Origin of the sequence: Pseudomonas fluorescens, assembly GCF_902498065.1 — a bacterium.
In the GTDB taxonomy this organism is placed as follows: domain Bacteria; phylum Pseudomonadota; class Gammaproteobacteria; order Pseudomonadales; family Pseudomonadaceae; genus Aquipseudomonas; species Aquipseudomonas fluorescens_BJ.
This window is the reverse complement of sequence record NZ_CABVIR010000002.1, coordinates 709,867-733,407: the sequence shown is the minus strand read 5'-3', so window position 1 is coordinate 733,407 and position 23,541 is coordinate 709,867. Positions and strand designations below refer to the sequence as shown.

General features: G+C 54.1%; 20 protein-coding genes and 1 pseudogene. 11 read left to right on the top strand and 10 right to left on the bottom strand.

Going from position 1 to position 23,541, the window contains the following annotated elements; all coding sequences use genetic code 11:
* Positions 1-280: 280 nt before the first annotated feature.
* From F8N43_RS12720 to F8N43_RS12690, 5 genes and pseudogenes are all read left to right on the top strand, one after another.
* The gene (locus F8N43_RS12720) at positions 281-1,336 is read left to right on the top strand and encodes a hypothetical protein (RefSeq protein ID WP_150653861.1); all 1,056 of its coding nucleotides are present in this window, start codon (positions 281-283) and stop codon (positions 1,334-1,336) included.
* A 411-nt stretch (positions 1,337-1,747) separates the two neighbouring features.
* Positions 1,748-3,796, top strand: coding sequence for an acyltransferase family protein (locus F8N43_RS12715; protein WP_150653860.1), 2,049 nt, complete (start codon positions 1,748-1,750; stop codon positions 3,794-3,796).
* 500 nt (positions 3,797-4,296) lie between these two features.
* A complete protein-coding gene (gene tnpB / locus F8N43_RS12705; RefSeq protein ID WP_224787822.1) occupies positions 4,297-4,503 on the top strand; it encodes an IS66 family insertion sequence element accessory protein TnpB in 207 nt (68 codons plus the stop codon).
* 225 nt (positions 4,504-4,728) lie between these two features.
* Positions 4,729-5,424: pseudogene (locus F8N43_RS29535) on the top strand (transposase); the annotation flags it as partial.
* Positions 5,425-5,566: 142 nt separating this feature from the next.
* The gene (locus F8N43_RS12690) at positions 5,567-6,124 is read left to right on the top strand and encodes a TetR/AcrR family transcriptional regulator (protein WP_150653859.1); all 558 of its coding nucleotides are present in this window, start codon (positions 5,567-5,569) and stop codon (positions 6,122-6,124) included.
* Here the strand turns inward: F8N43_RS12690 and fabF are convergent.
* From fabF to F8N43_RS12655, 7 genes are all read right to left on the bottom strand, one after another.
* The gene (gene fabF, locus F8N43_RS12685; RefSeq protein WP_150653858.1) at positions 6,121-7,395 is read right to left on the bottom strand and encodes a beta-ketoacyl-ACP synthase II; all 1,275 of its coding nucleotides are present in this window, start codon (positions 7,393-7,395) and stop codon (positions 6,121-6,123) included. The genes F8N43_RS12690 and fabF overlap by 4 nt on opposite strands.
* A 32-nt stretch (positions 7,396-7,427) precedes the next feature.
* A complete protein-coding gene (locus F8N43_RS12680) occupies positions 7,428-8,222 on the bottom strand; it encodes an SDR family NAD(P)-dependent oxidoreductase (RefSeq protein ID WP_150653857.1) in 795 nt (264 codons plus the stop codon).
* A 206-nt stretch (positions 8,223-8,428) separates the two neighbouring features.
* Positions 8,429-8,764: a ComEA family DNA-binding protein gene (locus F8N43_RS12675; protein ID WP_150630120.1), complete on the bottom strand. Its 336-nt coding sequence runs from the start codon at positions 8,762-8,764 to the stop codon at positions 8,429-8,431.
* Positions 8,765-8,876: 112 nt separating this feature from the next.
* Positions 8,877-10,871: a polysaccharide biosynthesis protein gene (locus F8N43_RS12670; protein ID WP_150653856.1), complete on the bottom strand. Its 1,995-nt coding sequence runs from the start codon at positions 10,869-10,871 to the stop codon at positions 8,877-8,879.
* Positions 10,872-11,078: 207 nt separating this feature from the next.
* Entirely contained in the window at positions 11,079-12,257 is a 1,179-nt protein-coding gene (locus tag F8N43_RS12665; protein WP_150653865.1) for a DegT/DnrJ/EryC1/StrS family aminotransferase, read from the bottom strand.
* A gap of 91 nt (positions 12,258-12,348) precedes the next feature.
* The gene (locus tag F8N43_RS12660) at positions 12,349-12,975 is read right to left on the bottom strand and encodes an acetyltransferase (RefSeq protein ID WP_150653855.1); all 627 of its coding nucleotides are present in this window, start codon (positions 12,973-12,975) and stop codon (positions 12,349-12,351) included.
* Positions 12,972-13,568 carry a sugar transferase gene (locus F8N43_RS12655; RefSeq protein ID WP_150653854.1) on the bottom strand — a complete coding sequence of 199 codons (597 nt, stop codon included), beginning with the start codon at positions 13,566-13,568 and terminating at the stop codon, positions 12,972-12,974. The genes F8N43_RS12660 and F8N43_RS12655 overlap by 4 nt, the downstream gene beginning before the upstream one ends.
* A 559-nt stretch (positions 13,569-14,127) precedes the next feature.
* Here F8N43_RS12655 and F8N43_RS12650 point away from each other — a divergent pair.
* From F8N43_RS12650 to F8N43_RS12625, 6 genes are read left to right on the top strand one after another with little or no spacing between them, the layout of a single operon-like run.
* Positions 14,128-15,636 carry a lipopolysaccharide biosynthesis protein gene (locus F8N43_RS12650; RefSeq protein ID WP_191630128.1) on the top strand — a complete coding sequence of 503 codons (1,509 nt, stop codon included), beginning with the start codon at positions 14,128-14,130 and terminating at the stop codon, positions 15,634-15,636.
* Positions 15,624-16,847, top strand: coding sequence for an O-antigen ligase family protein (locus tag F8N43_RS12645; protein ID WP_150653852.1), 1,224 nt, complete (start codon positions 15,624-15,626; stop codon positions 16,845-16,847). Before F8N43_RS12650 ends, F8N43_RS12645 begins: the two co-directional genes overlap by 13 nt.
* An 18-nt stretch (positions 16,848-16,865) precedes the next feature.
* The gene (gene asnB / locus F8N43_RS12640) at positions 16,866-18,812 is read left to right on the top strand and encodes an asparagine synthase (glutamine-hydrolyzing) (RefSeq protein ID WP_150653851.1); all 1,947 of its coding nucleotides are present in this window, start codon (positions 16,866-16,868) and stop codon (positions 18,810-18,812) included.
* A 31-nt stretch (positions 18,813-18,843) separates the two neighbouring features.
* The gene (locus F8N43_RS12635; RefSeq protein WP_150653850.1) at positions 18,844-20,127 is read left to right on the top strand and encodes a nucleotide sugar dehydrogenase; all 1,284 of its coding nucleotides are present in this window, start codon (positions 18,844-18,846) and stop codon (positions 20,125-20,127) included.
* Positions 20,128-20,138: 11 nt separating this feature from the next.
* A complete protein-coding gene (locus tag F8N43_RS12630; protein ID WP_150653849.1) occupies positions 20,139-21,179 on the top strand; it encodes an NAD-dependent epimerase/dehydratase family protein in 1,041 nt (346 codons plus the stop codon).
* A complete protein-coding gene (locus F8N43_RS12625) occupies positions 21,172-22,296 on the top strand; it encodes a glycosyltransferase family 4 protein (RefSeq protein WP_150653848.1) in 1,125 nt (374 codons plus the stop codon). Before F8N43_RS12630 ends, F8N43_RS12625 begins: the two co-directional genes overlap by 8 nt.
* Before the next feature lie 117 nt (positions 22,297-22,413).
* Here the strand turns inward: F8N43_RS12625 and F8N43_RS12620 are convergent, their stop codons facing one another.
* The 3 genes from F8N43_RS12620 to F8N43_RS12610 form a co-directional block, all read right to left on the bottom strand.
* The gene (locus tag F8N43_RS12620; RefSeq protein WP_224787826.1) at positions 22,414-22,605 is read right to left on the bottom strand and encodes a lipopolysaccharide assembly protein LapA domain-containing protein; all 192 of its coding nucleotides are present in this window, start codon (positions 22,603-22,605) and stop codon (positions 22,414-22,416) included.
* Between the two features lie 66 nt (positions 22,606-22,671).
* Positions 22,672-22,965 (bottom strand): integration host factor subunit beta, encoded by a 294-nt coding sequence (gene ihfB / locus F8N43_RS12615; RefSeq protein ID WP_115486009.1) that lies wholly within the window; start codon positions 22,963-22,965, stop codon positions 22,672-22,674.
* Between the two features lie 149 nt (positions 22,966-23,114).
* Positions 23,115-23,393, bottom strand: coding sequence for a hypothetical protein (locus F8N43_RS12610; protein WP_150653846.1), 279 nt, complete (start codon positions 23,391-23,393; stop codon positions 23,115-23,117).
* Positions 23,394-23,541: the final 148 nt, after the last annotated feature.

The window sequence follows — 23,541 nt, the reverse complement described above, 5'->3', positions numbered from 1 at the left end:
CCCTTACATACCCTTTATATCTATTACATCAGTTTATAGGATATATAATATTCAATCACTTTCACTCAACAATTAATATTCACCTCCTATTTTTCGGTACGATTTTTCTAATGATACTTATGTCTTACTCAATAAATACATTAATTGAAAAACCAGCCTCATCCAAACTCTATAATTTGCTAAAAAAAGAACACCCTCTGCAAACATAGAAAACTAACAATACTTAAAGCCCACAGCTCATGCAAGCCGAATCCGAATACTGAAAAAGTGAAACCAGACCATGAACACAACTCCATTAAGAAAACGATTAATAATAGGTATATCTGCCCTTATGTGCCTATCAACAATCCTGTTAAGCCATGCTGAAAGCGCTAGAGAAGCCGTGTTCAAAACAATACCCTCGAACAGTAGCTTAAGATACCTTTACAGCGACATTGAGTTCTCCCCCCCACAAGACACCACGAATTCAGACTGCAAAGCATTGCATCTTGAGTTCATTCAAAAATTCCCCTCTTACATAAAACAGTGCCTAACAACAAGTTACGACATAACCGAATACAAGTCGCACGCAGTATTAATCAAAGGCAATCATAAAAACGAATCGATCGCTCCAAACCTCCTTATATACAACCATGGCCATGGAGGGCTTCCTGCCGAAACTGAACATTTTGCATATACGTTTATTGCAGGCGCCTTAGAAAGCGGAAATGATGTATTATTGGTAAGCATGCCCTTCCTTGGAGTTGAAAAGCAATACCACCCCATCATGGTTAAAAGCTGGGATGGCGAAGTTAATTACAATCCTGAGGATCTTGAAGCCACCCCTGCCGCAGTACACGGCGTTTTTGAATTGTTCGACACAGGAAATTCCCATTACATGAGATTTTTCATGGACAGCGCTGTCGTGAACGCTTTAAGTCTAAAAAAGACATACAACAAAATCAATTTCGCAGGATTGTCGGGCGGCGCAACCACCGGACTTTACGCATGCAATGTGTTGAAAGATTTGCTGAGCAATTGCATTTTAGCTGCTGGAGTTATGCCACTAAAGTACAGGTTTATTAAAAATAACTTCGGCGACTCAGAGCAAACCAGCTCGAATTTTTTCAGAAAAACCAACACCATCGAGCTTATAAAAGAGATTAGCCGGTCAAAAACAAAACTCACACTAATATATAATGACAGAGACGCATGCTGTTACACCAAAGAGACAGCAAACTTATTTAAACAAGACATCAAAAGCAACAATATGAAAAACATCAACTTCATCATAAGAAGCTCGACAAATCACGATTACGATCCATACTTTATGTTAAACACCATAAACTCCAACTAAATTTTTACTGCCAGTTTATACATCAGGATTAAAGCCTTCATCCTGATGTATAAACAGATTAAAACGATACCGCGATTATAAATTCAAAAATAATAGCAGTCATTCATATCCTCTTGCGCAACTGGAGTACATAATCGCCAGATTCCCTTGGCACGCTCAATGGGGTATCTCTGACTAGCCCACTCCTTCAAGTTGACCTCCTCCATCGCTGCTGGCTTAGTAAAAGTTCTTCCAGAGTCCAACAAATAGCTTCAGTGAGATATATTCGCAGTCCTCTCCGACTGCCTCGGTTGTAGCTACGCTGGAATTGGGCTATGATCTGGCGATTTTTTTAGCCTGATCTCCGCGCGCGCCCCTCCAATTGTGCTGTATACAATACAACCAGCACATCATCAGAGAGCTCTATCCTAAATGCCAGCTTCACATCCTCACCTGACACACCCTAAGTACCGTGCAGACATTGACGGTCTCAGAGCGGTAGCCGTGCTGGCTGTTGTAGGGTTTCATGCGTTTCCAGACTTGATTCGTGGCGGATTCGTTGGTGTTGATGTTTTTTTTGTCATATCCGGATTCCTAATCTCCACGATCGTATTTGAAAGTTTAGATCGGGGAGTATTTAGCTTTAGAGAGTTCTATTCTCGTCGCGTCAAGCGCATCTTTCCAGCACTTCTGCTTGTGTTAATTGCAAGCTTCACATTTGGCTGGTATGCCCTGCTAGCTGACGAGTACAAACAGTTAGGCAAACATATTGCCGCGGGCGCAGGCTTCGTTTCCAACTTGGCCCTTTGGAATGAGGCAGGATACTTCGATCACTCCGCAGAGGTCAAACCACTACTTCACCTGTGGAGCTTAGGTATTGAAGAACAATTTTACATTGTCTGGCCATTTTTGCTATGGCTTGCTTGCAAACGGAAAATCAATCTTCTGACAATTGCAATAATAGTGACCGCAGGGTCTTTTTACCTTAACCTCAACGGCATCAAAAAAGATCTTGTTGCTACATTTTACTCGCCACAAACCCGCTTTTGGGAGTTACTTTGTGGAAGCCTATTATCCTGGCTTACTCTATACAAAAAAGAAACTTTTACCAGTCTCAAACTAAAGCTTGACTCATTACTCCGCTCTATTGCCAACCGAGAATTACCCACAAGTAATGGAAAGACGCTTGCTGATATGTTGTCGCTACTGGGTTTTCTATTACTTTCGACCGGATTTTGGAGTATTAATAATGAGACAGAGTTCCCGGGTAAATGGGCGCTAGCACCTGTTTTAGGGGCTGTTTCAATCATAGCGGCAGGCCCCGACGCATTGTTTAATCGATTGATTTTATCAAACAGAATACTTGTTTGGTTTGGCTTGATTAGCTTCCCCCTTTACTTGTGGCACTGGCCTATCTTATCATTTCTTCGCATCATAGAAAGCGAAGTGCCAAGTTGGGGAGCTCGTATCGCAGCAGTCCTACTGTCTATCGCACTGGCTTGGCTCACTTACAAGTTTGTTGAGCGGCCGATTCGTTCGGGCGGACATGATAAGCAGAAGCTTTACGCGCTAAGCTCACTAATGATTGTATGTGGTATTACTGGATATATAACTTATAAAGCGGAAGGGTTTGATTCAAGAGAAGGTTTGCGTAAGACCGCAAGATTTGTTGAGTTAACAAAAGAATATCCACATATGCCCTATCGGAATGACGCTTGCGATGGCTTACATCCTGAATTTAAGACATTATTTTTTTGCCTAACATCAAAAAAATCTCCCCCGGAAGTCTTGATCCTAGGAGACTCGCATAGCAACCAGTATTATAAGAGCCTTTCTCGTAAGCTACCTAGCATGTCCGTTATGAATCTAGGAATCCAGCGCTGCCTTCCTTTTTCTTCACACACATACATGTCTACGAACAATTGCGAACCGAAAATTGCCGTTGCACTGAAGTTCGCGATAGAGAATCCCAGCATTAAGACTATTTATCTTGCTGGATACTGGAGTTCTCTCGCCTCTGGAGGTTTCGCTGTCGAAAATGAAAACTATCGACAACCTCGCCTACCAATGGATAAGGATGCTAGAACATTTGTTGACGCCGGCATAAAATTCCTGTCAGAGATAGTCAAGTCAGGAAAAAATATTATACTTATTAATGACGCCCCCGACTTAGACTTCAACATTAGAAGCTGCTTTGATTCGCGGCCACTAGTTATTAACAATAGGAAAATCCGCGATGTATGCGGCATAAACCGCAGCCACTACAATGACAGGTACAAAATTTATGCTGACATGTTGAAAACAATAACAGCTAGCGCACCCTCAGTAAAAATTTACAACCCCATTGATTTATTTTGTGATACCGAATTGTGCAAGGCGACTATTGACGGAAAGCCGCTCTACTACAACTCCGATCATTTAACTATCTTGGGTGCTGATTTGGTTGTTGATGATCTACTGAGGAAATACCCGATTAAGTGAATTGATGATCCACTATTTTTTCTGAAGGATCACCAAGCAATTCCGTCAGGAGGGGTGGGCTGGATGTTGTAGAATCCACCGCAGTCGCTCTTTTTCACTCCGGCATTGAGGCTTCTTCGGCATAAGCCTCACAAGCCGCAAATGCGATGCCCCCCCCCGATCACCGGCGTCGGTAAATATAACTTGTTGAGCATATACCAGGGCAAGCTTGGCTCTTTGGGGGTCATGAACCACGCGACCGGGTGAGGTGGTTCATGGTTCTGAGCCACTGGCTGACTCGGTGGTATCGAGTTGGACTGACAGACGCAAATCAGCAGTGGCAAGACGATCGCGCAGGACCTTCATCAGGTTGGGCATCGTTCAGGGCTCGGTAATGTGTCAACACAGGTTGTAAACTGGTATGCGCTCCATCAACCGTAAGCGATTCACCTACACATTCATAGCCACCAACTGAAGCCTGACGCTGCGCACGCCCGATCTCTTTCTGGAGTCAGTACCGCATGATGCGACCCGCTGCAAAAGTCGAAAAGGTGTACCTCTCCCCCAAGCCCACGGACTTTCGAAAGCCCATTGACGTCCTTGCCGCCTTAGTCGAGCGGGATATCAAAGTAGCGTTTTTCGACACGGTGTTTTTTGTTCTTCTGAATCGCCGCCGTAACCGGATGAAATCCACTATGGGGAGCGCAACGGCTTCTGCCTTCGACTAAAACGCGTTAAATCCGAGCGGATCAATACCTCACCCGACGCCAACGAAGTCATTGAATTGAGCGCCCAGGAACTGAACTAGCTACTCGGCGGGTTTGACCTGTGGCGCGCCCCCCATCAGGTTTTGACGCGTGATTTGTTGCTTAACTGGGTATAATCCAGCCATGATTTCCATACCCGACAACCTTCCGGATGACCTGGCTGCGCTCAAGCAGTTATTTGCTTAGATGCAATCGAAGGTCGTTCTTCTTGAAAAAGAAAATGCACTGCTTCGTCAGCACCTGTTCGGGCGCAAGTAAGAGCAAACCGCTGATCCGACGACGCCACAACTGTTGCTGTTTAATGAAGTCGAAAGAATCGACACGACCGCGACCGTTGAAACTGACGAAGAGGTTGTCGCTCCGACCAAGCGCTGTGGCAAACGCAAGCCTCTGTCTGCTGACTTGCCACGCATCAAGGTCATCTACGAACTCCCCAAGCACGAGTTGGCTTGCGGTTGCAGTTGCGGTTGCGGTTGCGGTTGCGGTTGCGGTTGCGGTTGCGGTTGCGGTTGCGGTTGACGCAAACACGCAATCGGCGAAGAAACCAGCGTACCGCTGGATATTGTGCCAATACAGATCCGGGTGATTAAACATATTCACAAAGTTTACGGGTGCCGTGGCTGTGAAGTTGCACCGATCTCCATTGGCAAGCCCGCGCAACTGATCGAAAAAAATCATGACCAGCCCCAGCGTATTGACGATGCTGCTGACGACCAAGTACGTCGATGGCCTGCCGCTGCACCGTTTAGAACAATCTTCGCTCGACGCGGTGTCGAAATCCCGCGTCAAACCTTGACGCGCGGGGTGATTCAGTGCTGCGATCACTTCCAGCCAATGTTGAACCTGATGGGTGATCTACTTCTGGAAAGTCTGGTGACTCACTGAGATGAGCCGCGATTGCAAGTTCTAAAAGAGACAGTACACCATGACGGGTTAGACGCATCTGCATGCTCTTTAGACGTAGAAGTACAGTCACCATCCCATTTTCATTGGTTAATATGGCGCATTGTTGCGGAGATTCCAGATGCGTTACTCGCAGGACCATAAAGCCCAAACCCACCAACGCATCATCAAGGAAGCCTCAGCGCGCTTTCGCCGCGACGGTATCGGCGCGACCGGCCTGCAGCCACTGATGAAAGCCCTTGGCCTGACCCACGGCGGCTTCTATTCGCATTTCAAGTCCAAAGACGAACTTGTGGAAAAAGCCTTGCAAGCGGCTGGCGAGCAGTGCAACGCCGTCTGCGCCGAGCTGTTTGCGCAGGAGCAACCGCTGGAGACATTCATCGACTCCTATTTGTCGCAATGGCACCAGACGTCACCTGATCAAGGTTGCCCGCTGCCGACCATGTCTTCGGAACTCGGCTTGCGCGGACAGCCGAGCCCGACCTCTGACGTGGTACTCAATTCAAGACTCGAACAAATACAAGGCACCCTTAAAGGCGAAGACACCGCCGACCACAGTATCTACATCATGTCGGCACTGGTCGGGGCATTACTGCTTTCGCGCAGCGTCGAGAATCCGGAACTGGCTCAGCGGATCCTCAACGTCACTCGCACGTATCTCAAACAACCCTGGGACTAATCCTTCCAGCGTTTGAACAGCACGCTGGCATTGACCCCACCAAACCCGAAGCCGTTGGACAGCGCATACTCGATGGCCATCAGCCGCGGCTGACCGTGGACGATATCCACGCCTTGGGCGGCGGGGTCCGGATTATCGAAGTTAAGGGTCGCCGGCACGATTTGATCGCGGATCGCCAGGAGCGTGAAGATCGCCTCGATCCCGCCGGCCGCGCCAAGCAAATGCCCGGTAGCGGACTTGGTCGATGTCACGGCGATCTTGTTGTCTGAACCGAACAACGACTTGATGGCCGCCAACTCGCCCAAATCACCAACCGGTGTCGACGTCGCGTGAGCATTTAGATGTTGCACCTGCGCGGCAGCAATGCCCGCCTGAGCCAATGCCAACGACATCGCCCGTCGCGCACCACTGCCATCTTCGGGGCCGGCGGTCAGGTGATAGGCATCGGCGCTGGTGCCATAACCCACCAGTTCCGCCAGCGGTTGCGCACCACGGGCCAGTGCATGTTCCAGGGATTCGATCACCAGGAGGCCCGCGCCCTCTCCCATGACGAAACCATCGCGGCCACTGTCGAACGGACGCGAAGCGCGCTCCGGGGTATCATTATAACCACTGGACAACGCACGAGCCGCGGCAAACCCGGCGAGACTGACGCGATCGATCGCCGCCTCCGCGCCGCCACACACCGCAATGTCCGCCTCGCCGCAACGAATCAGCCGCGCCGCATCGCCAATCGCCTGAACCCCGGCCGCGCACGCCGTTACCGGAGCACCCAGGGGGCCTTTGAATCCGTGCTGGATCGACACATGGCCCGCGGCCAGGTTGACCAGAAAAGAGGGAATGGTGAAAGGCGACAATCGCCGCGGGCCACGACTGTCGGTGGTGCGTACCGCATCGGCAATCGCGCCGAAACCACCCACCCCCGAACCGATAATGGTCGCTGTACGCTCCTGGGCATTGGCATCCTGCGCCTGCCAACCGGCTTGCTCAAGCGCCTGACGCGCCGCTTCCATGGCAAACATAATGAAGCGGTCCATCTTCTTCTGCTCTTTGGGTGGCGTCGCACGAACCGGATCAAAACCCGCCTCGGCATCTTCGGCCAGCGTCGGCACTGCGCCACCGACCTTGGCCGGCAGATCAGCCACGACGTCGTCCGGCAAACTGCGCAACCCGGAACGCCCGGCCAACAGGCGCGCCCAGACCGCTTCGACCCCGCTACCCAGCGGCGAAACCAAACCCATGCCCGTTACAACCACTCGACGTTCACTCATACCGCAACTACCTCAAGCCAATGGAAGGTGCCTCACTTGTAACGCGAAGCGGCCTTGCTTTTGGAAAGATTCGGCGCCATCACATGACGCGCCGCGACAAACGCATCCCATTCGGAAGCATCGGGCAACGAAGGAATGGTGATCAGTTCACCCTGGTCGAGACCGGACAACGCCGCATCGACCATCTCCCCCGCCTCCATCACCATGTCCGCCGGAATCTGGGTCGCGTCGACACCGGAGCGCTCCCAGATTTCCGTGCGTGTTACGCCGGGCAACACGGCTTGTACTTTGACACCGGTGCCATCGAGCTCGGCGTTCAACGACTGGGTCAGACTTAACACATAAGCCTTGCTGGCGCTGTAGGTTGCATTGAAACGCTCGGGAAACAGCGCCACCACCGAGGCAATGTTGATGATCGTGCCCCGGCCGGCTTTGGCAAAACTGGCGGCCGCCGCCGAAGCCAGGCGCGTGACCGTCGTCACGTTCAATTGAATCAAGCGTTCAACCTGGTCCAAATCGGCGTTGGCCAGCAAGCCATCAGACGCGACACCCGCGTTGTTCAGCAGCAGGCTGATACTCGAATCGCTGCGAAGGCGCTGCTCAAGTTTCAACACGTCGTCTTTTTGAGTCAGGTCGGCCTTGAGCACCTCGACCTGAATGCCGTGCTCGGTGCGCAACTTGCTCGCCGCGGCCTCAAGACGCGGCTCGTCGCGAGCGACCAGCAACAAATCAAAACCACGCGCCGCCAACCGCTCAGCGTAAATCGCGCCAATGCCGGAAGAAGCACCGGTAACGAGAGCCATACCTTGGACCTGGACAGAATTCATGACAGTGCTCCTGGAAATGTACAAGGGAAAGAAAAGCGCCTGCGCTTCACAGCGCCAAGCCGAACGACGAATTTATTATAGGCATAATTCAATCACAATATGACAGCCGTAATTTTTTGCCCATCGACGGAAGGCGCTAAATCGCCACGTACGCCAGAATGCAAAAAGGCCGGTCAATGACCGGCCCATGGCGCTGAATTACAAGCTTAGTTCACCTCAAGCTTTTCGCGGTTCTTATCCAGAATGGCTTTGCCGATTCCCTTCACTTCGAGCAGCTCGTCTACCGACGCAAACGACCCATTACTCTCACGATACGCAACAATCGCCTTGGCCTTGGCCTCCCCGATGCCGGACAACTCTCGTTGCAGAGTCGACGCGTCAGCCTGATTCAAGTCAACCTTTTCAGACTGAACCTTGGGAGCAACCTCCATGACCAGAGGCGCATTGCCCGCCTCCGGCTTGGCCGCCGGCGCCGCAATAGCGGCGACAGAGGTGGTGGTCAGGAGGGCAAAAATCAGAGAGTAGAAGTAGCCAGTACGCATAAATGAAGCTCCATGACATCAATTGGGAAAGCAGCTTTTCCGAAGCTGCCTTCCAAACTTAGGCGATGTATGTAGCTTGTCAAAAATGTGTCCGTTACAGGATGTGAAACAATCAAGGTTCTAGCCGACGCTGCTGATAAATCCAGTCGACGATCTCGCCATCGGGCGTGTAGCCACTGACGGTGTCGCGCAGGAGCTGACGCACACGCGTGTAATCATCCCGATCGACAGCGGACAACAGCTCGTTCAACTTCGCCTTGAGTACATCCCACGGCAGATGGTCTTCATCGGCGCTCATGATCATCGGATGCGACGTTGCCACGACGTTATCGCCGATCAGCAACTCTTCGTACAATTTCTCGCCCGGACGCAAACCACTGAACTCGATCGCGATATCACCATGCGGATTGCGATCCGAGCGAACGCTCAAGCCCGACAGGTGAATCATCTTCTCGGCCAGCTCGACAATTTTCACCGGTTCGCCCATATCCAGTACGAAAACGTCACCACCCTGCCCCATTGAGCCGGCCTGAATGACCAGTTGCGCGGCTTCAGGGATGGTCATGAAATAGCGGGTGATTTTCGGGTGCGTGACCGTCAACGGCCCGCCTGACTTGATCTGTTTGTGAAACAGCGGAATGACCGAGCCTGATGAGCCCAGCACGTTACCGAAACGCACCATGGTAAATCGGGTCTTGTTGACCTGAGAGATATTGCTGACATCGCCAAACAGTACCGGCGCGGCTTCGCGGCTGAGGGCTTGCAGCGTCATCTCGGCCAAACGCTTGGTGCTACCCATGACGTTGGTCGGGCGAACGGCCTTGTCGGTGGAAATCAGGACGAAGTTGGAAACACCGGCTTGCAACGCTGCCTGCGCGGTGTTGAGCGTACCGATGACGTTGTTGAGAACGCCTTCGGCAATGTTGTGCTCGACCATCGGCACGTGCTTATAAGCCGCCGCGTGGTAGACCGTATCGACATGCCAGGTTTTCATGACGTCAAGAAGCTTTGCCTCATGACGTACCGAGCCCAATATCGGCAGCAACTTGACCGATAGCGATTCACGACTGATCCGCTGCTCCAACTCGGACATGATGCTGTAAAGATTGAACTCACTGTGCTCGAACAACAGCAGCGTTTTCGGATGGGCGCCCAGTATCTGGCGGCAAAGCTCTGATCCGATTGAACCGCCCGCCCCCGTCACCAGAACGCATTGAGCCTCGATGCAACGGGAGAAAAGGTCTTCCTGTGCCGGCACCGCATCGCGGCCCAGCAAGTCAGCAATATCCACTTCCTGAATATCGTCGACCTTGACCCGCCCGCTGGCCAAGTCCATGAAGCCGGGAACGCTGCGCACGTGCAGTGGAAAGGCTTCAAGAAAATTCAATATCTCACGACGCCGGGCCCGGGTTGCCGAGGGCACCGCCAGCAAGATCTCCTGCGCACCCGTCTCATCGATCATCTGCTGGATGTGTTTTGGGGTGTAAACCTGCAGCCCGGAAATTGCCCTGTGGGCAATGCTGCGGTCATCGTCGATGAACGCAACCGGGCGCATCAGACGCCCCATCCGCAAGGCTACCGCCAGTTGGTTGCCGGCAGACCCCGCGCCGTAGATCGCGACTTTGAGCAATCCGTCATCCCGGCTGGTGAAGGGTACATGTTGAGCCGCGGTAAACCAGTCGCCCAAAAAATACTGGCGCATTGCCAAACGCAAGCCGCCGATCAACACCAGGCTCAACCACCAATAGTTGAAAATGATCGAACGCGGAACGACCGTTTCATGGTTGCTGTACCAATAGACGATGAGCGCTAGCAACAACGAAGAAAGACTGACAGCCTTGATAATCGCGATCAGCGCATCGTTGCCGAAATAACGCATGACGGCACGATACATACCAAAACGGATGAAAAAGGGAATTGCCACAATCGGAGCACTGATAAACAGCCAGCGATGCCCTTCTAGAGGATTGATCAGGTCATCGACGCCAAGGCGCACGACAAATGCCATCCATAGTGCAAGCCAGACCAGCAGAACGTCGCAGAAGACCTGAATCAACCGCTTTTTCCTACGCGATAGCCCTAGCAAGAATGCTCGTGCCTTTTCCATAACTCCCTCTTGTAAAACCTGGACTGTTCTTGAACCGACTAGCGACCTGAAGACCGTCCATTCCAAAATCAAAAGGCATACCGTTGCGGTGTATTAAACAAGCCTGCAGCCAGAGCCGTCCTGAACTGCCATGCGCTTGAAGTGCTGTTGCTTCAAACAGGGCTCGCAATTGCAGGCGAGCCCCTCACAATCAAAAGCGCATTGACGTCAACTGGCGACCGCTTCTCGCATGACGTCGGACAAAACCTGACAGGTCTTGTCAATTTCCGCGGATGTCAGCGTCGGATGCACCATGAACATCAAGCTCGTCTCACCCAGCTGTTTGGCAATCGGCAGGCGTACCTGCGGACGCCATTGCGTATTGTCGAAGGCCTTTTCGAGATAGACCTCAGAGCACGAACCTGAAAAGCAGGGAACACCACGCGCAACGATCTCATTGAGAATGCGGTCGCGGGTCCAACTGGCTTTCAAGGCCTCCGGCTTGACGAATACATAACACTTATACGCCGCATGCACGTAATCCTCCGGAATGGCAGGCACTCGCAAACCGGCCAACTCATCAGCGGCGGCCCATATTCTGCGAGCATTGGACAGGCGTACTGGCTGCCATTGATCCATCAGTCGCAGTTGAATACGCCCCAATACGCCTTGGGTTTCGAGCATCCGCCAGTTGGTACCAAAACTTTCGTGTACCCAACGGAAGCCGGGCGCGTGCTCGCGCTCGTAGATAGCTTCCCAGCTCTTGCCGTGGTCCTTGTAGGCCCACATGTCCAGCCACAAATTGCGATCATTGGTAGTGACCATCCCGCCTTCACCGCCGGTGGTCATGATCTTGTCCTGACAGAACGACCACGCGCCGATATGACCAATCGAGCCGACGGGACGCCCTTTGTACTTCGCGCCATGGGCTTGCGCGCAATCTTCGATCACCCTGAGATCATGCTCCTCGGCCAGCGCCATGATCGGATCCATGTCGCAGGACCAACCCGCCAGATGCACACAGACAATCGCCCGGGTGCGAGGGGTCAATACAGCGGCAACGGTTTGGGCGGTGATGTTCTGCGAATCCGCGTCAACATCGGCAAACACAGGCACCGCACCGGCATTGACGATGCTGGATACCGAGGCGAGAAACGTTCGGGAGGTCACAATGACCTCGTCTCCGTCACCGATACCCAGCGCCTGGAAGGCGAGGTCCAGGGCGACGGTGCCGTTGGCCAAGGCAATGGCGTACTCGGTTCCGCTCCAGGCAGCGAACTCTTTCTCGAATTCACGACACTCCTGCCCGGTCCAGTAGTTGACTTTGTTCGAAAGAATGACGTCACGTACTGCGTTAGCTTCTTCTTCGGAAAAAGAAGGCCAAGGAGAAAAAGGAGAATTCAACACAGCCCACATCCTATTAATTTCAAGATGAAATTTGGAAAATCCATTATTTACTTAAAACCGACTCATGTTTCCAGCGTGAAGTCGATCCAGCTCAGACCGTTGAAATGACTCTGGCAGGCACACCGGCAACCACTACGCCATCAGGCACATCGCTGACCACTGCCGCGCCCGCCCCGACCACAACGTCACTGCCAATCCTGATCGATTGCCTCACACAGGCACCTATTCCGATCCAGCTCCGCGCCCCTACGCTCACGGCGCCGGCCAATCTGACACCCGGGCTGACATGGACAGTGTCTCCCAACACGCAATCATGGTCGACACTGGAACCGGTATTGAGGATCGCACCGAGTCCGATTTTAGCGTCGGCATTGACCACCGCCCCTGCAAAAGCGACGGAGCCTGTCCCGAGGGCGGCGTATTGACTGATGACCGCCGCAGGATGAACCAATGACACAACAGGTGCTTGCGCATCGATCAGCGCCGCCAATTTCGCCTGTCGAACAACATTATTGCCGATGGCAACAATGACACCTTGATAGTTCTGGAGTCGAGCGTACATGGTCGCCGAATCGCCCACCACTAGCCAATTGCCATTGCAGGTGAGACCGGGCCATGCGTCATCGAAAAAGTCCACCTGATCCCAGCCGCAGCATTGTGCGGTATCGGCGACGACTTTGCCGTGCCCGCTGGCCCCGAGAACCGCCAGCCTTTTCATCGTTTATTACCGGTGAACTTGGACATGGTGGCTTCACCGTCCGCGCTGATGCCTTCTTTGACGACCACCTTCTTGATCGTCATGAAGATGATCTTGAGGTCGAGCCAAAAGGATTGGTTGTCGACATACCAGACGTCCAGTTCGAATTTTTCATCCCAGCCCAACGCGTTGCGACCATTGACCTGCGCCCACCCGGTCACACCCGGACGAGCCTCGTGGCGGCGATTCTGTTCCTGGCTATAGAGAGGCAGGTATTCCATCAGCAACGGTCGCGGCCCTACCAGGCTCATGTCCCCTTTAAGGACATTCCACAACTCCGGCAACTCATCCAGGCTGCTGGCGCGAAGGAAACTGCCGAAAGGGGTCATTCGCTCCGAGTCCGCCAGAGGATTGCCATCGGCATCCACGGCATCACGCATCGTACGGAATTTCACCATCTCGAAAGGCTTCCCGTCCCGGCCAGGACGAACCTGCCTGAAGAGAACCGGTGACCCGAGTTTCTTGCGGATATTCCAGGCGACGATAGCCATCACGGGAGCCAGGAGTACGAGGGCGCACAATGAAGCACTGATATCGATGAACCGTTTAAACATGTGTTGACCTGAGTGTTGATTTGATGAGCGCGTGTATTCAATGCCGCCGTAACCTGCGACTCAGATGTTCCCGAGCACTCTGGACGCAAACATAATCATCGAAAAAGGATCCAGCTTGCGGATGTCCTGACAGGCAATAAAAATCGACCCGACAACTCTCAACTTCGACGTCATCGGTACAAACACGACTCTAACCAATTGCTGGTGTCGTTATACCATTTCCAGCGCCATCGCTCAGCCGGGCGCCCGGAAATATCGGCATCAAAAAAGCGAAAAATTTTGACAACCATAATTTCAACCGTCAAGCAATGAATAGCACGACCCAGTATTCATGCTGTTTGTGCAAGTGCGGAATGCGCTCATGCTACTTGCCAGAAATGCTCTATCCAGTATCATTCCCTACCTTCCAGCCTATGGTGCCTGACTGCTTGCAAACACGCTTGCATCCTTTATGTTCGCGTCCTCCATGTCCTTTGGAGTCCGGCACGGTGTTCAGCCAGCACACACATAGATGGAAGGGCTGTCAGGAAACTGTTTCCGATGCTCCACAGATCACAACATGCTTTTCGATCCAGACCATTCCCTGATGGAAACCGGAACGTTGAGAAAATTACGTATTCGGCATAGGGAGGTGGAATTGAATAGCTGGCTAAAGAAATCCCTTGCACTGTATTCAGCCAATGGTCTGAATTTTCTACTGAACATTCTGATTATTCCGATCCTTGTTTACTATATCGGTTTTCAAGGCTACGGCTTCTATTCCGTCTATATCATTCTCTCCAGCACTCTGCTGTTCCTGGATTCGGCATTATCCAAGTCTGCGGTCAGCGCTATTTACTCGGCTGGGGAAACGCAGCGCGCTCAGCTTGTCAGCTCTACCCGTGCGGCCTACGTCGCGGCGGGTATTGTGCTGTTACTGGCTATGCCCCTGATTGCCAAGGGCGTCTCCGTCCTTTTCCCACTGCATACCGATCAACTGAACCTGGCGTACTGGATCGGCGCCGCCGCGGTAGTCGAATACGTTCTGGCCTTGCCGGGGCAGTATTTCCAAATGTTGAACGTGCTGCGGGCGCGGCACTTTGCCTACGCGCAATACCAATTGTGCATCCAGCTAAGCCGCTTCCTTGCCGTGGCGATTGTTGCCGTCGCGACACAGCAGATCGAGTGGGTACTTGCCGCCATCGTTCTCAGGAAAATCCCCGACTACCTGATTTTGTGGCTGTTTTGGCGCAAGCAAGAAGCAGAGCTGCGCACCCCGGTCGCATGGCCACTGGTGGCCACCCTCTACCGACACGCAGCCCCCATCATCGGCGTCGCGCTCCTGCAAGTGCTCGCGACCGAATTCATATCCATCTATGTCAGCCACGCCTATGGCGCCGAAACACTGGGCAAGTACCGATCCGTCTACGACGTGCTGAACAAAATCTGGTTCGTTGCGACTCTCTACCCGGTGCTGGTTTATCCAAAAATTTGCGAATGGCTGGCTGATCCAGACAAAAAAGCGTGGCTTCGCGACACGATGCCCTACCTCAACCTGGGCAGTGCGTTGATTTACGGCGCGCTCACGCTCTCGGGTATCGCGCTCTATCCGTTACTGGTTCTATGGCTTCCGGCGCTTCAGGATGCCGCACCCTTTGCCGCCGGACTGCTTGCGGGGATTTGCATGTCCGGGCATGTCCGCCTCGGGTATGAGTTTCTGCAAGCACAGAAGGATGCAGGCGCTGCACTTCTGATCAATCTGCTTTCGCTTGGCGCTGGCGCGGCCACGCTTTTCGTATTTTACGGATACGCGACCCGAGAAATCAGCTGGGCATGGTTCGCTTCTCAATTGCTGGCGGTCATCATTGTCGACATCCGTAACGGTATACTCTTGTCCTCCTCGCTCCGAAAATCAGTCATCGGGCTACTGCCTTGGCTCGGGGTAGGCATCGGAGTTTTCATCACAACTTCAATTCATGGCATGGAAGGCGCACTTGTTTCACTGCTCCTGCTTGCTGTTTTCATGAGCAGCCTCGCCTTTCTGGCGAAGCGTTTGCGTGACCTAAGGCAGGAAAAATGCGCAAGGTAAATTTCATCTCGATCGGTTCCGCCCTGGTGGTTTTTGCCTCCGTTGCGACGGCGCTGCGCTTCGGCAAACTACCACTCGGAATCGGCGAACTTGCCGTTATGTTGTTGTTTCTGTGGTCCCTGCGCTACAAGCAGGCTATGCGCTACCTGACGCATCCCATCATGCTCTTCTGGGTAGGTTTCATGGTGATTGCGGCGGTTGCAGCGCTGCTCAGCCCTGTCAAAGGAGGCAGTTCTGTCCACACCGCGGCGGCGTATGTGTACACGGCATGCTTCTCTCTGATGGCGCTAGCCTGTCTCGAGAAAGCGACACAGGAAGAGTTCAATAGCTTCATCAAGGCCCTGACCGTCATTCCACTTGCGTTGCTGGCGATTCCGTTTCTCTGTTTGATGACCAACTCCCCACAGTTGGCGGAATGGCTAGGGATCAATACGCTGTTCCCTTCACGCCTTTCTGCCTGGTCCACCAACCCCAATCAGCTCGCCCTGTTCCTGCTGCCGATCCCAATCTGGGCGATGGCCGCTTGCCGCGAGTCAAACTGGCAGGGGATACGCTGGCTACGCAACTTCCTGTTTTTCTGGATGCTGTTCACTGTTGGATTGAGCGTGCGCAGCGATGCACTGCTACTCGCCTGGGCCATTAGCCTGCCACTCCTTACAATCGTCGCGCTGCTGTGGGTGAAACGGGCCAACTGGAAGATATTCGCGACGATGCTGTTCGCTTTCCTGGTCGCGTTTGGTTCATTCAAGCTCGTGATCGATGCCCCCGGACGGGAAATGCTCATCGGAAAGTCGGATTCCGTGCTCGGTGTCGGCTTCGACGAGAACAAGGGCATTGCCCGCAAAATCCTGTGGGCCCATGCCGCAGAAGTATGGCTGAAGTCCCCTGTTATCGGGCATGGCCCGGGCGCGTACTCTTATTTTGACGATCCCGAAGTCAAGCAGGAGGCGCACAACCTCGGCTTCGACATTTTGACCCAGACTGGCATCGCAGGCGTGTTGCTGATGGGCGCCTTGTACCTGTGGCTTCTCCTCAACGCCTATCGAGCCCGAGACCCTTATTCGCTGGCTGTACTTGTCGTTCTAATGGTTTTCTCAGGGGCGCACTTCACGCTCCGCCAACCGGTATTCAGTCTCTACATGATCATTTGTGCGCTAGCGGTCAAGAATGGCAGTTTCACTACTGTGCGCGAAAAGCCTCAACCCCTTTGATTACAACGAGATTGCTCCATGTGCGGTATTGCTGGGTTCTGGCACCCTAACAGCCAAGGCAGGTACGACGGGCCATCCGCCCTCACCCGCATGACCAACGCCATTCTTCGCCGGGGCCCCGATGATTCGGGCGCCTGGGACAATGACGCCGGCCTTTTTCTTGGCCACCGCCGACTGGCGATCGTCGACCTGAGCTCCGCCGGACACCAGCCAATGGCATCGCCGACAGGTCGTTACGTCATTGTGTTCAATGGTGAAATCTACAACTTCCAGGCATTGCGCCAAGCGCTCGACGCGACTCATCCGAGCCCGCTGCCATGGCGCGGCCATTCGGATACCGAGGTGATGCTGGCAGCCTTCGAACAGTGGGGTATTCAAGAAACCCTGCGCAAGCTGGTCGGCATGTTCGCGCTGGCAGTATGGGACCGCACCCGCGAAACCCTCACGCTTGCGCGCGACCGGATCGGAGAAAAGCCACTCTATTACGGCCTGAGCAAAGGCGCGCTGTTCTTCGCATCGGAGCTTCAGGCACTGGAAGCGCACCCGAACTTCGACGCGGAGATTTCACGCGACAGCCTGGCCCTGCTCCTGAAGTATGCGTATGTGCCGTCACCACACTCCATTTACCAGGGCATTCACAAATTGCCGCCGGGCACGTGGCTCGAGCTCGACCAGGCCACCCTCGATAGCGGCACGACAGGAACGCCACAGACCTATTGGGAACTGCCCGCCGCACAACCCGGACACAACCCGTCGCGTTCCGATGCAGAAGCCATCGACCAGCTTCACGAGCTGATGAGCACTACGATCCGCGACCAAATGGTAGCGGATGTACCTCTCGGCGCGTTCCTGTCCGGCGGCATCGACTCAACACTCATCGTCAGCCTGATGCAGTCGCTATCGTCCCAACAGGTCAAGACCTACACCATCGGTTTCGACAATCCGGGCTACAACGAGGCCGAGCACGCCAAAGCCGTTGCCCGCCACCTCGGCACCGACCACACCGAACTCTATGTGTCAGGTACGGATGCAATGAACGTGGTGCCGAAGCTACCTGACATCTACCGCGAGCCCTTTGCCGATTCATCACAAATACCAACCTTTCTTGTTTCTCAGCTGGCTCGTAGCCACGTCACGGTGAGCCTGTCCGGCGACGCAGGCGATGAGCTGTTCGGCGGATACAATCGCTATCAGCACCTGCCCAACGTATGGCGCAAGCTCAGTCGTGTACCGGGACCAGCACGCAGGCTGGCAGCAAAAATGATTGAATCCGCCTCGCCAGCTCGCTGGGACTCCATCGCCGCCGGATTGAACCCGATTACCCCCGCAGGCTTGCGCGTCGCGCTGCCTGGCGACAAGCTCCACAAACTCGCCAGCGTCATGCGACATGCCTCTCCCGACCAAATGTATGATCGGGTAGTATCACAATGGCCAAATGCAACCGATATCGTCATCGGCGCTGACCCCATGCCAGGCCTTGCATCTGTCGGGGACAGCGATTTCGCCTCCTGGATGATGCGCCAAGACACACTGACCTACCTGCCGGACGACATTCTGGCCAAAGTAGATCGCGCGGCAATGGCGGTCAGCCTGGAAACCCGGGTACCGTTCCTGGACCATCGGATCGTCGAGTTTGCATCGACATTGCCGATGTCGCTCAAAATCCGCAATGGCAGCACCAAGTGGATTCTGCGCCAGCTACTCGATCGCTACGTACCACGAGAACTCATCGAACGCCCAAAAATGGGCTTCGGTATCCCGCTACACGATTGGCTCCGCGGCCCTTTGCGCGACTGGGCCGAATCATTGCTGGACCCACAACGACTGGCGAGCGAAGGTTATTTCGTACCGGGCCCGATCAGGGCCGTGTGGGAAAAGCACCTTCGGGGGCAGGGAAATTACCAGCAACAGCTTTGGCCTGTGCTGATGTTCCAGGCGTGGCTCGATCGCAAACAAGTCAACTGATTAAAAGATTCCATTTATTAGAGGAAAACCCATGTATCTGAGAAAGATATCAGTGGTCGGGCTGGGTTATGTTGGCCTGCCGGTGGCTGTAGCGTTCGGCAAACACGGACCAGTAATCGGCTTTGACATCAACGAAAGCCGCCTGCAGGAACTGCGCGCGGGACAGGACCGTACCAACGAAATCACCAGCGATGAACTGGGCCAGACGCAAATCGAATTCACCAGCAAGACTGATGTGCTCGCAAAGGCGGATTTCCATATCGTCGCGGTTCCGACGCCGATCGACGACGCTCACCAGCCGGACCTGACGCCGGTGGTGAAGGCTTCCGAAACTGTAGGCAAAGCGCTTAAACAGGGCGACATCGTTGTTTACGAGTCGACTGTTTATCCAGGTGTCACCGAAGACATCTGCGTTCCGATCCTGGAGCGTGTATCCGGCCTGAAATGCGGCACCGACTTCACCGTGGGCTACAGCCCCGAGCGCATCAACCCGGGCGACAAGGAACACACATTCACCAAGATCAAAAAAGTCGTCTCCGGGCAAGACGCTGCTACCCTTGACATCGTGGCCGACGTGTACAGCTCCGTCGTCACTGCCGGCGTTTACAAAGCCGCGTCGATCAAAGTGGCCGAGGCCGCCAAGGTGATCGAAAACACCCAGCGCGACCTGAACATCGCCCTGATGAACGAATTGGCACTGATCTTCGACCGCATGGGCATCGACACGCTCGACGTTCTTGAAGCCGCCGGGACCAAGTGGAACTTCCTGAAATTCAAGCCGGGCCTGGTAGGCGGACACTGCATTGGTGTGGACCCTTACTACCTGACGCACAAGGCCGAAAAGCTCGGCTATATTCCTCAGGTCATTCTGGCCGGTCGTCGTATCAACGACAGCATGGGCGCGTTTATCGCCCAGCAGACGATCAAGCAGATGATCCACGCCGGCCACCCTATCGCTGGCGCCGTCGTCACCGTGCTGGGCCTGACCTTCAAAGAAAACTGCCCTGACCTGCGCAACTCTCGCGTCATCGATATCATTCGCGAGCTCGAAGAATTCGACGTCAAGGTACAAGTGTTCGACCCAGAGGCCGATTCGGCAGAAGCCCTACACGAGTATGGCGTCTCGCTGTGCAAACTCGACGAACTCCAGCCTGCCGCTGCAGTCGTGGTTGCCGTTGCACATGATGCCTATGCGCGCTGGACCACCGACGAATACCTGAAGCTTATGCACAACGCTCCCGTCGTCATCGATGTCAAAGGTGTTTGCGACGGCCCTGCTCTGGAAAGTGCTGGAGCGCGCTTCTGGCGCCTCTGATGGAGAATGGCATGAACGCTTACGAAACTCTGCGCCAAGAGCTGGCGGCGTCGCCGCGCACTTGGCTCATCACCGGTGTGGCCGGCTTCATCGGCTCGAATCTGCTCGAGACACTGCTCCAGCTGAATCAGCGCGTGATCGGCCTCGACAACTTCGAAACCGGCCACCAGCGCAACCTTGATCTGGTGCAGCAGGCTGTTGCAGATACCGCCTGGGCACAGTTCAAATTTGTGCAAGGTGATATCCGCGAACTGGAAGACTGCCAGCGCGCCATGGAAGGCGGTGTCGACTACGTTCTTCACCAGGCAGCCCTGGGCAGCGTACCTCGCTCGCTGGAAGACCCGATCCGGACCAACACCACAAACATCGATGGCTTCCTGAACATGCTGGTCGCCAGCCGCGATGCCGGCGTCAAGCGCTTCGTGTATGCCGCATCAAGCTCCACCTACGGCGATCACCCTGGATTGCCCAAGGTAGAGGATTGCATCGGTCGGCCACTGTCACCCTATGCCGTCACCAAGTACGTCAACGAGCTATACGCGGACGTGTTCGCACGTTGCTATGGGTTGCAGACCATAGGGCTGCGTTACTTCAACGTATTCGGCCCAAGGCAGGATCCGGATGGCGCCTACGCCGCCGTGATTCCAAAATGGTTTGGTGCCCTGCTGCGTGACGAACCCATTTATATCAACGGCGATGGTGAAACCAGCCGTGATTTTTGCTTCATTGCCAACACTGTCCAGGCCAATTTGCTGGCGGCTACCACGCAAGAAGCCGATGCGGTGAATCAGGTTTACAACGTGGCCGTGGGCGACCGCACCACGCTGAAGGAACTGTTCTCCCACATCCGTGAACTTGCGAGCGCGGTCAAGCCTGAGCTAAAGGATGTGAATCCGGTATACCGCGACTTCCGGGCCGCCGATGTTCGTCATTCCCAGGCGGATATCAGCAAGATCGAATCGTTGCTCGGCTATGCACCGACGCATCGCATCGCCGCCGGACTGCAGGACTCTGCAACCTACTACACAACCCATGTAGGCAAGCATGTCTAAAATTGTCGTCATCGCCGGGTTCGCAGAATCGTTGATCCGGTTTCGCGGGGATCTTCTGGATGCAATGCGAGCGAATGGTCATGAAGTCGCCGCGATTGCACCTGAAGATGATGAATCTGTGCGCACGCGACTCGCTGAAAAAGGGATTGCGTACCACGTCGTGCCAATGTCACGTGCAGGATTAAATCCATTCGCCGATCTGCGCTATCTGCTGCAGCTCAGCCAGTGCCTGCGCAAAATCAAGCCCGACGTGGTGCTCGCCTATACGATAAAGCCGGTGGTCTATGGCTTGCCCGCCGCCCGTCTGGCGGGCGTAAAGCGGCGTTACGCGCTGATTACCGGCCTGGGCTATGCGTTTACTGACGCCAAGGCCAGCTTCAGTCGCGACCTCGTCAAACGCATCGCATCAGGCTTGTACCGGTTCGGATTGCGCTTCGCCAACGGCCTGTTCTTCCAGAACCCGGATGACCGACAGCTCTTCAAGGACCAGGGGCTTTTCAACGCAAGCCTTCCAACCTGGATCGTCAATGGGTCGGGGGTCGACACCGACAGCTTCCCGGTCGCCCCTCTCCCCTCTCAACCGAGCTTTTTGTTCGTCGGTCGGGTTCTGCGCGATAAGGGCGTGGTTGAGTATGTGGATGCTGCTCGCTCGCTGAAATCCACCTACCCGCAAGCCACTTTCCATCTGGTTGGGCCACTGGATTCCAATCCCTCGGGGATTCAAGCAGATATCGTTGCAGGCTGGGAAAAAGAGGGCGTCATCCAGTATCACGGAGCCGTCAGCGATGTGAAACCGTACCTCGCCGCTTGCAGCGTATTCGTGCTGCCATCCTACCGCGAAGGAACACCACGCTCGGTGCTAGAAGCAATGTCCTGTGGACGAGCCATTGTTACCACAGACGCACCGGGATGCCGTGAGACGGTTCAGGACGGGGTGAACGGCTTTTTGGTTAAACCGCGGGACTCGGCAGACCTGGCAACCGCCATGGCGCGCCTGGCAGGTTCAAGCGAGTTGCGTGAGCAAATGGGTCGCACAAGTCGCGAACTAGCGGAACAAAAGTATGACGTACATCGTGTGAATGCAGCGATGATCGATGCAATGGAGTTACGCGGCTAAGTACTGGCCGGGTCCGGCGCGCTGCCAACATTCAGCGCCGGGCCATCCTCCCAACGAACGCTGCACCGATCAGCCAGTCAGGCACGAAGGCACTCACAGGCTTCAGAGCCAACCCGCCTACTTTCCAAGCCGGCGGCTGTTTCGCCGGTAGAAGAAAACCCCCAAAAGCGGCCCAACCAACAACCCCAGCAGTAACGCACCCAAAATGTAAATTGACACGGGCCATGGCGGTGTAGACCAACCCACAAACACCAAGGATACCGACTGCTGATTCTCCAATGAAAAGAGCAGCGTCGCTGCTAACGCCACCAATACGATCAGCAGCGAAGACAACTTCTTTACTCCGCGCACAAAACTTCTCCTAATCCAGCCTGGTTAAATCGGTTCCTCATCCTCATTCACCCGATCCCGCAACTCTTTCCCCGGTTTGAAATGGGGAACGAATTTGCCGTCAAGGCTGACGGACTGACCGGTTTTCGGATTGCGCCCTACTCGCGGCGCCCGATAATGCAAGGAGAAGCTACCAAATCCACGGATCTCAATCCGATCCCCAGTGGCCAGACATTGGGACATTTGTTCAAGCATAGTCTTGATGGCCAGCTCCACATCCTTCGATGAGAGCAGCCCTTGATGGGTGACAATTCGTTCGATCAACTCCGACTTCGTCATATTTTTCCCTTCTTTTTCAAGCAGCTAGGAAAATCGCTTCAAAGGTTTTAGCATGCCCGAAGGAATTTGAACAGCCCGAGCTTTGACATATCTTCGCTGTCAAGGGGATGACCTATTTCAGCCCAGAAGGCCGATCAAGCGCGACCTGCTCATCTGCAGATAACCAGCATGGTGCGCGTCAGATAACCTGCGGGGTTGAACCCAAAGGGAAACTCATCTTCGTCTTTGGCGTCATCGGATCGAGTGACCACCTTGTAACCAGCGCCCTTGCACTCCTTGGCAGCGCGCTTGTGACATTTCTCCCATCCCGACCCCAACCCCGAACAATCGACCTCGATGCCACTGACCCCACGTGCGGCGTGGGTCTTGGCATTAGTGGTACAACCCGCCAATGTCAGTAATGCTATTGCGACAATCAGCCTATTCATTCTCTTCCTTATGCCGGGCGCCCTGCCCGAGCTCCGCTCGCTTCTGATTAAAGACTAGCCCAAATAAGCGATTGATCCGATTAAAGAAAGAGACAGCTGCGCGGGGCTATTGGTTTCATGGGCCATCAATGTCGTGCGACGCCGTTAC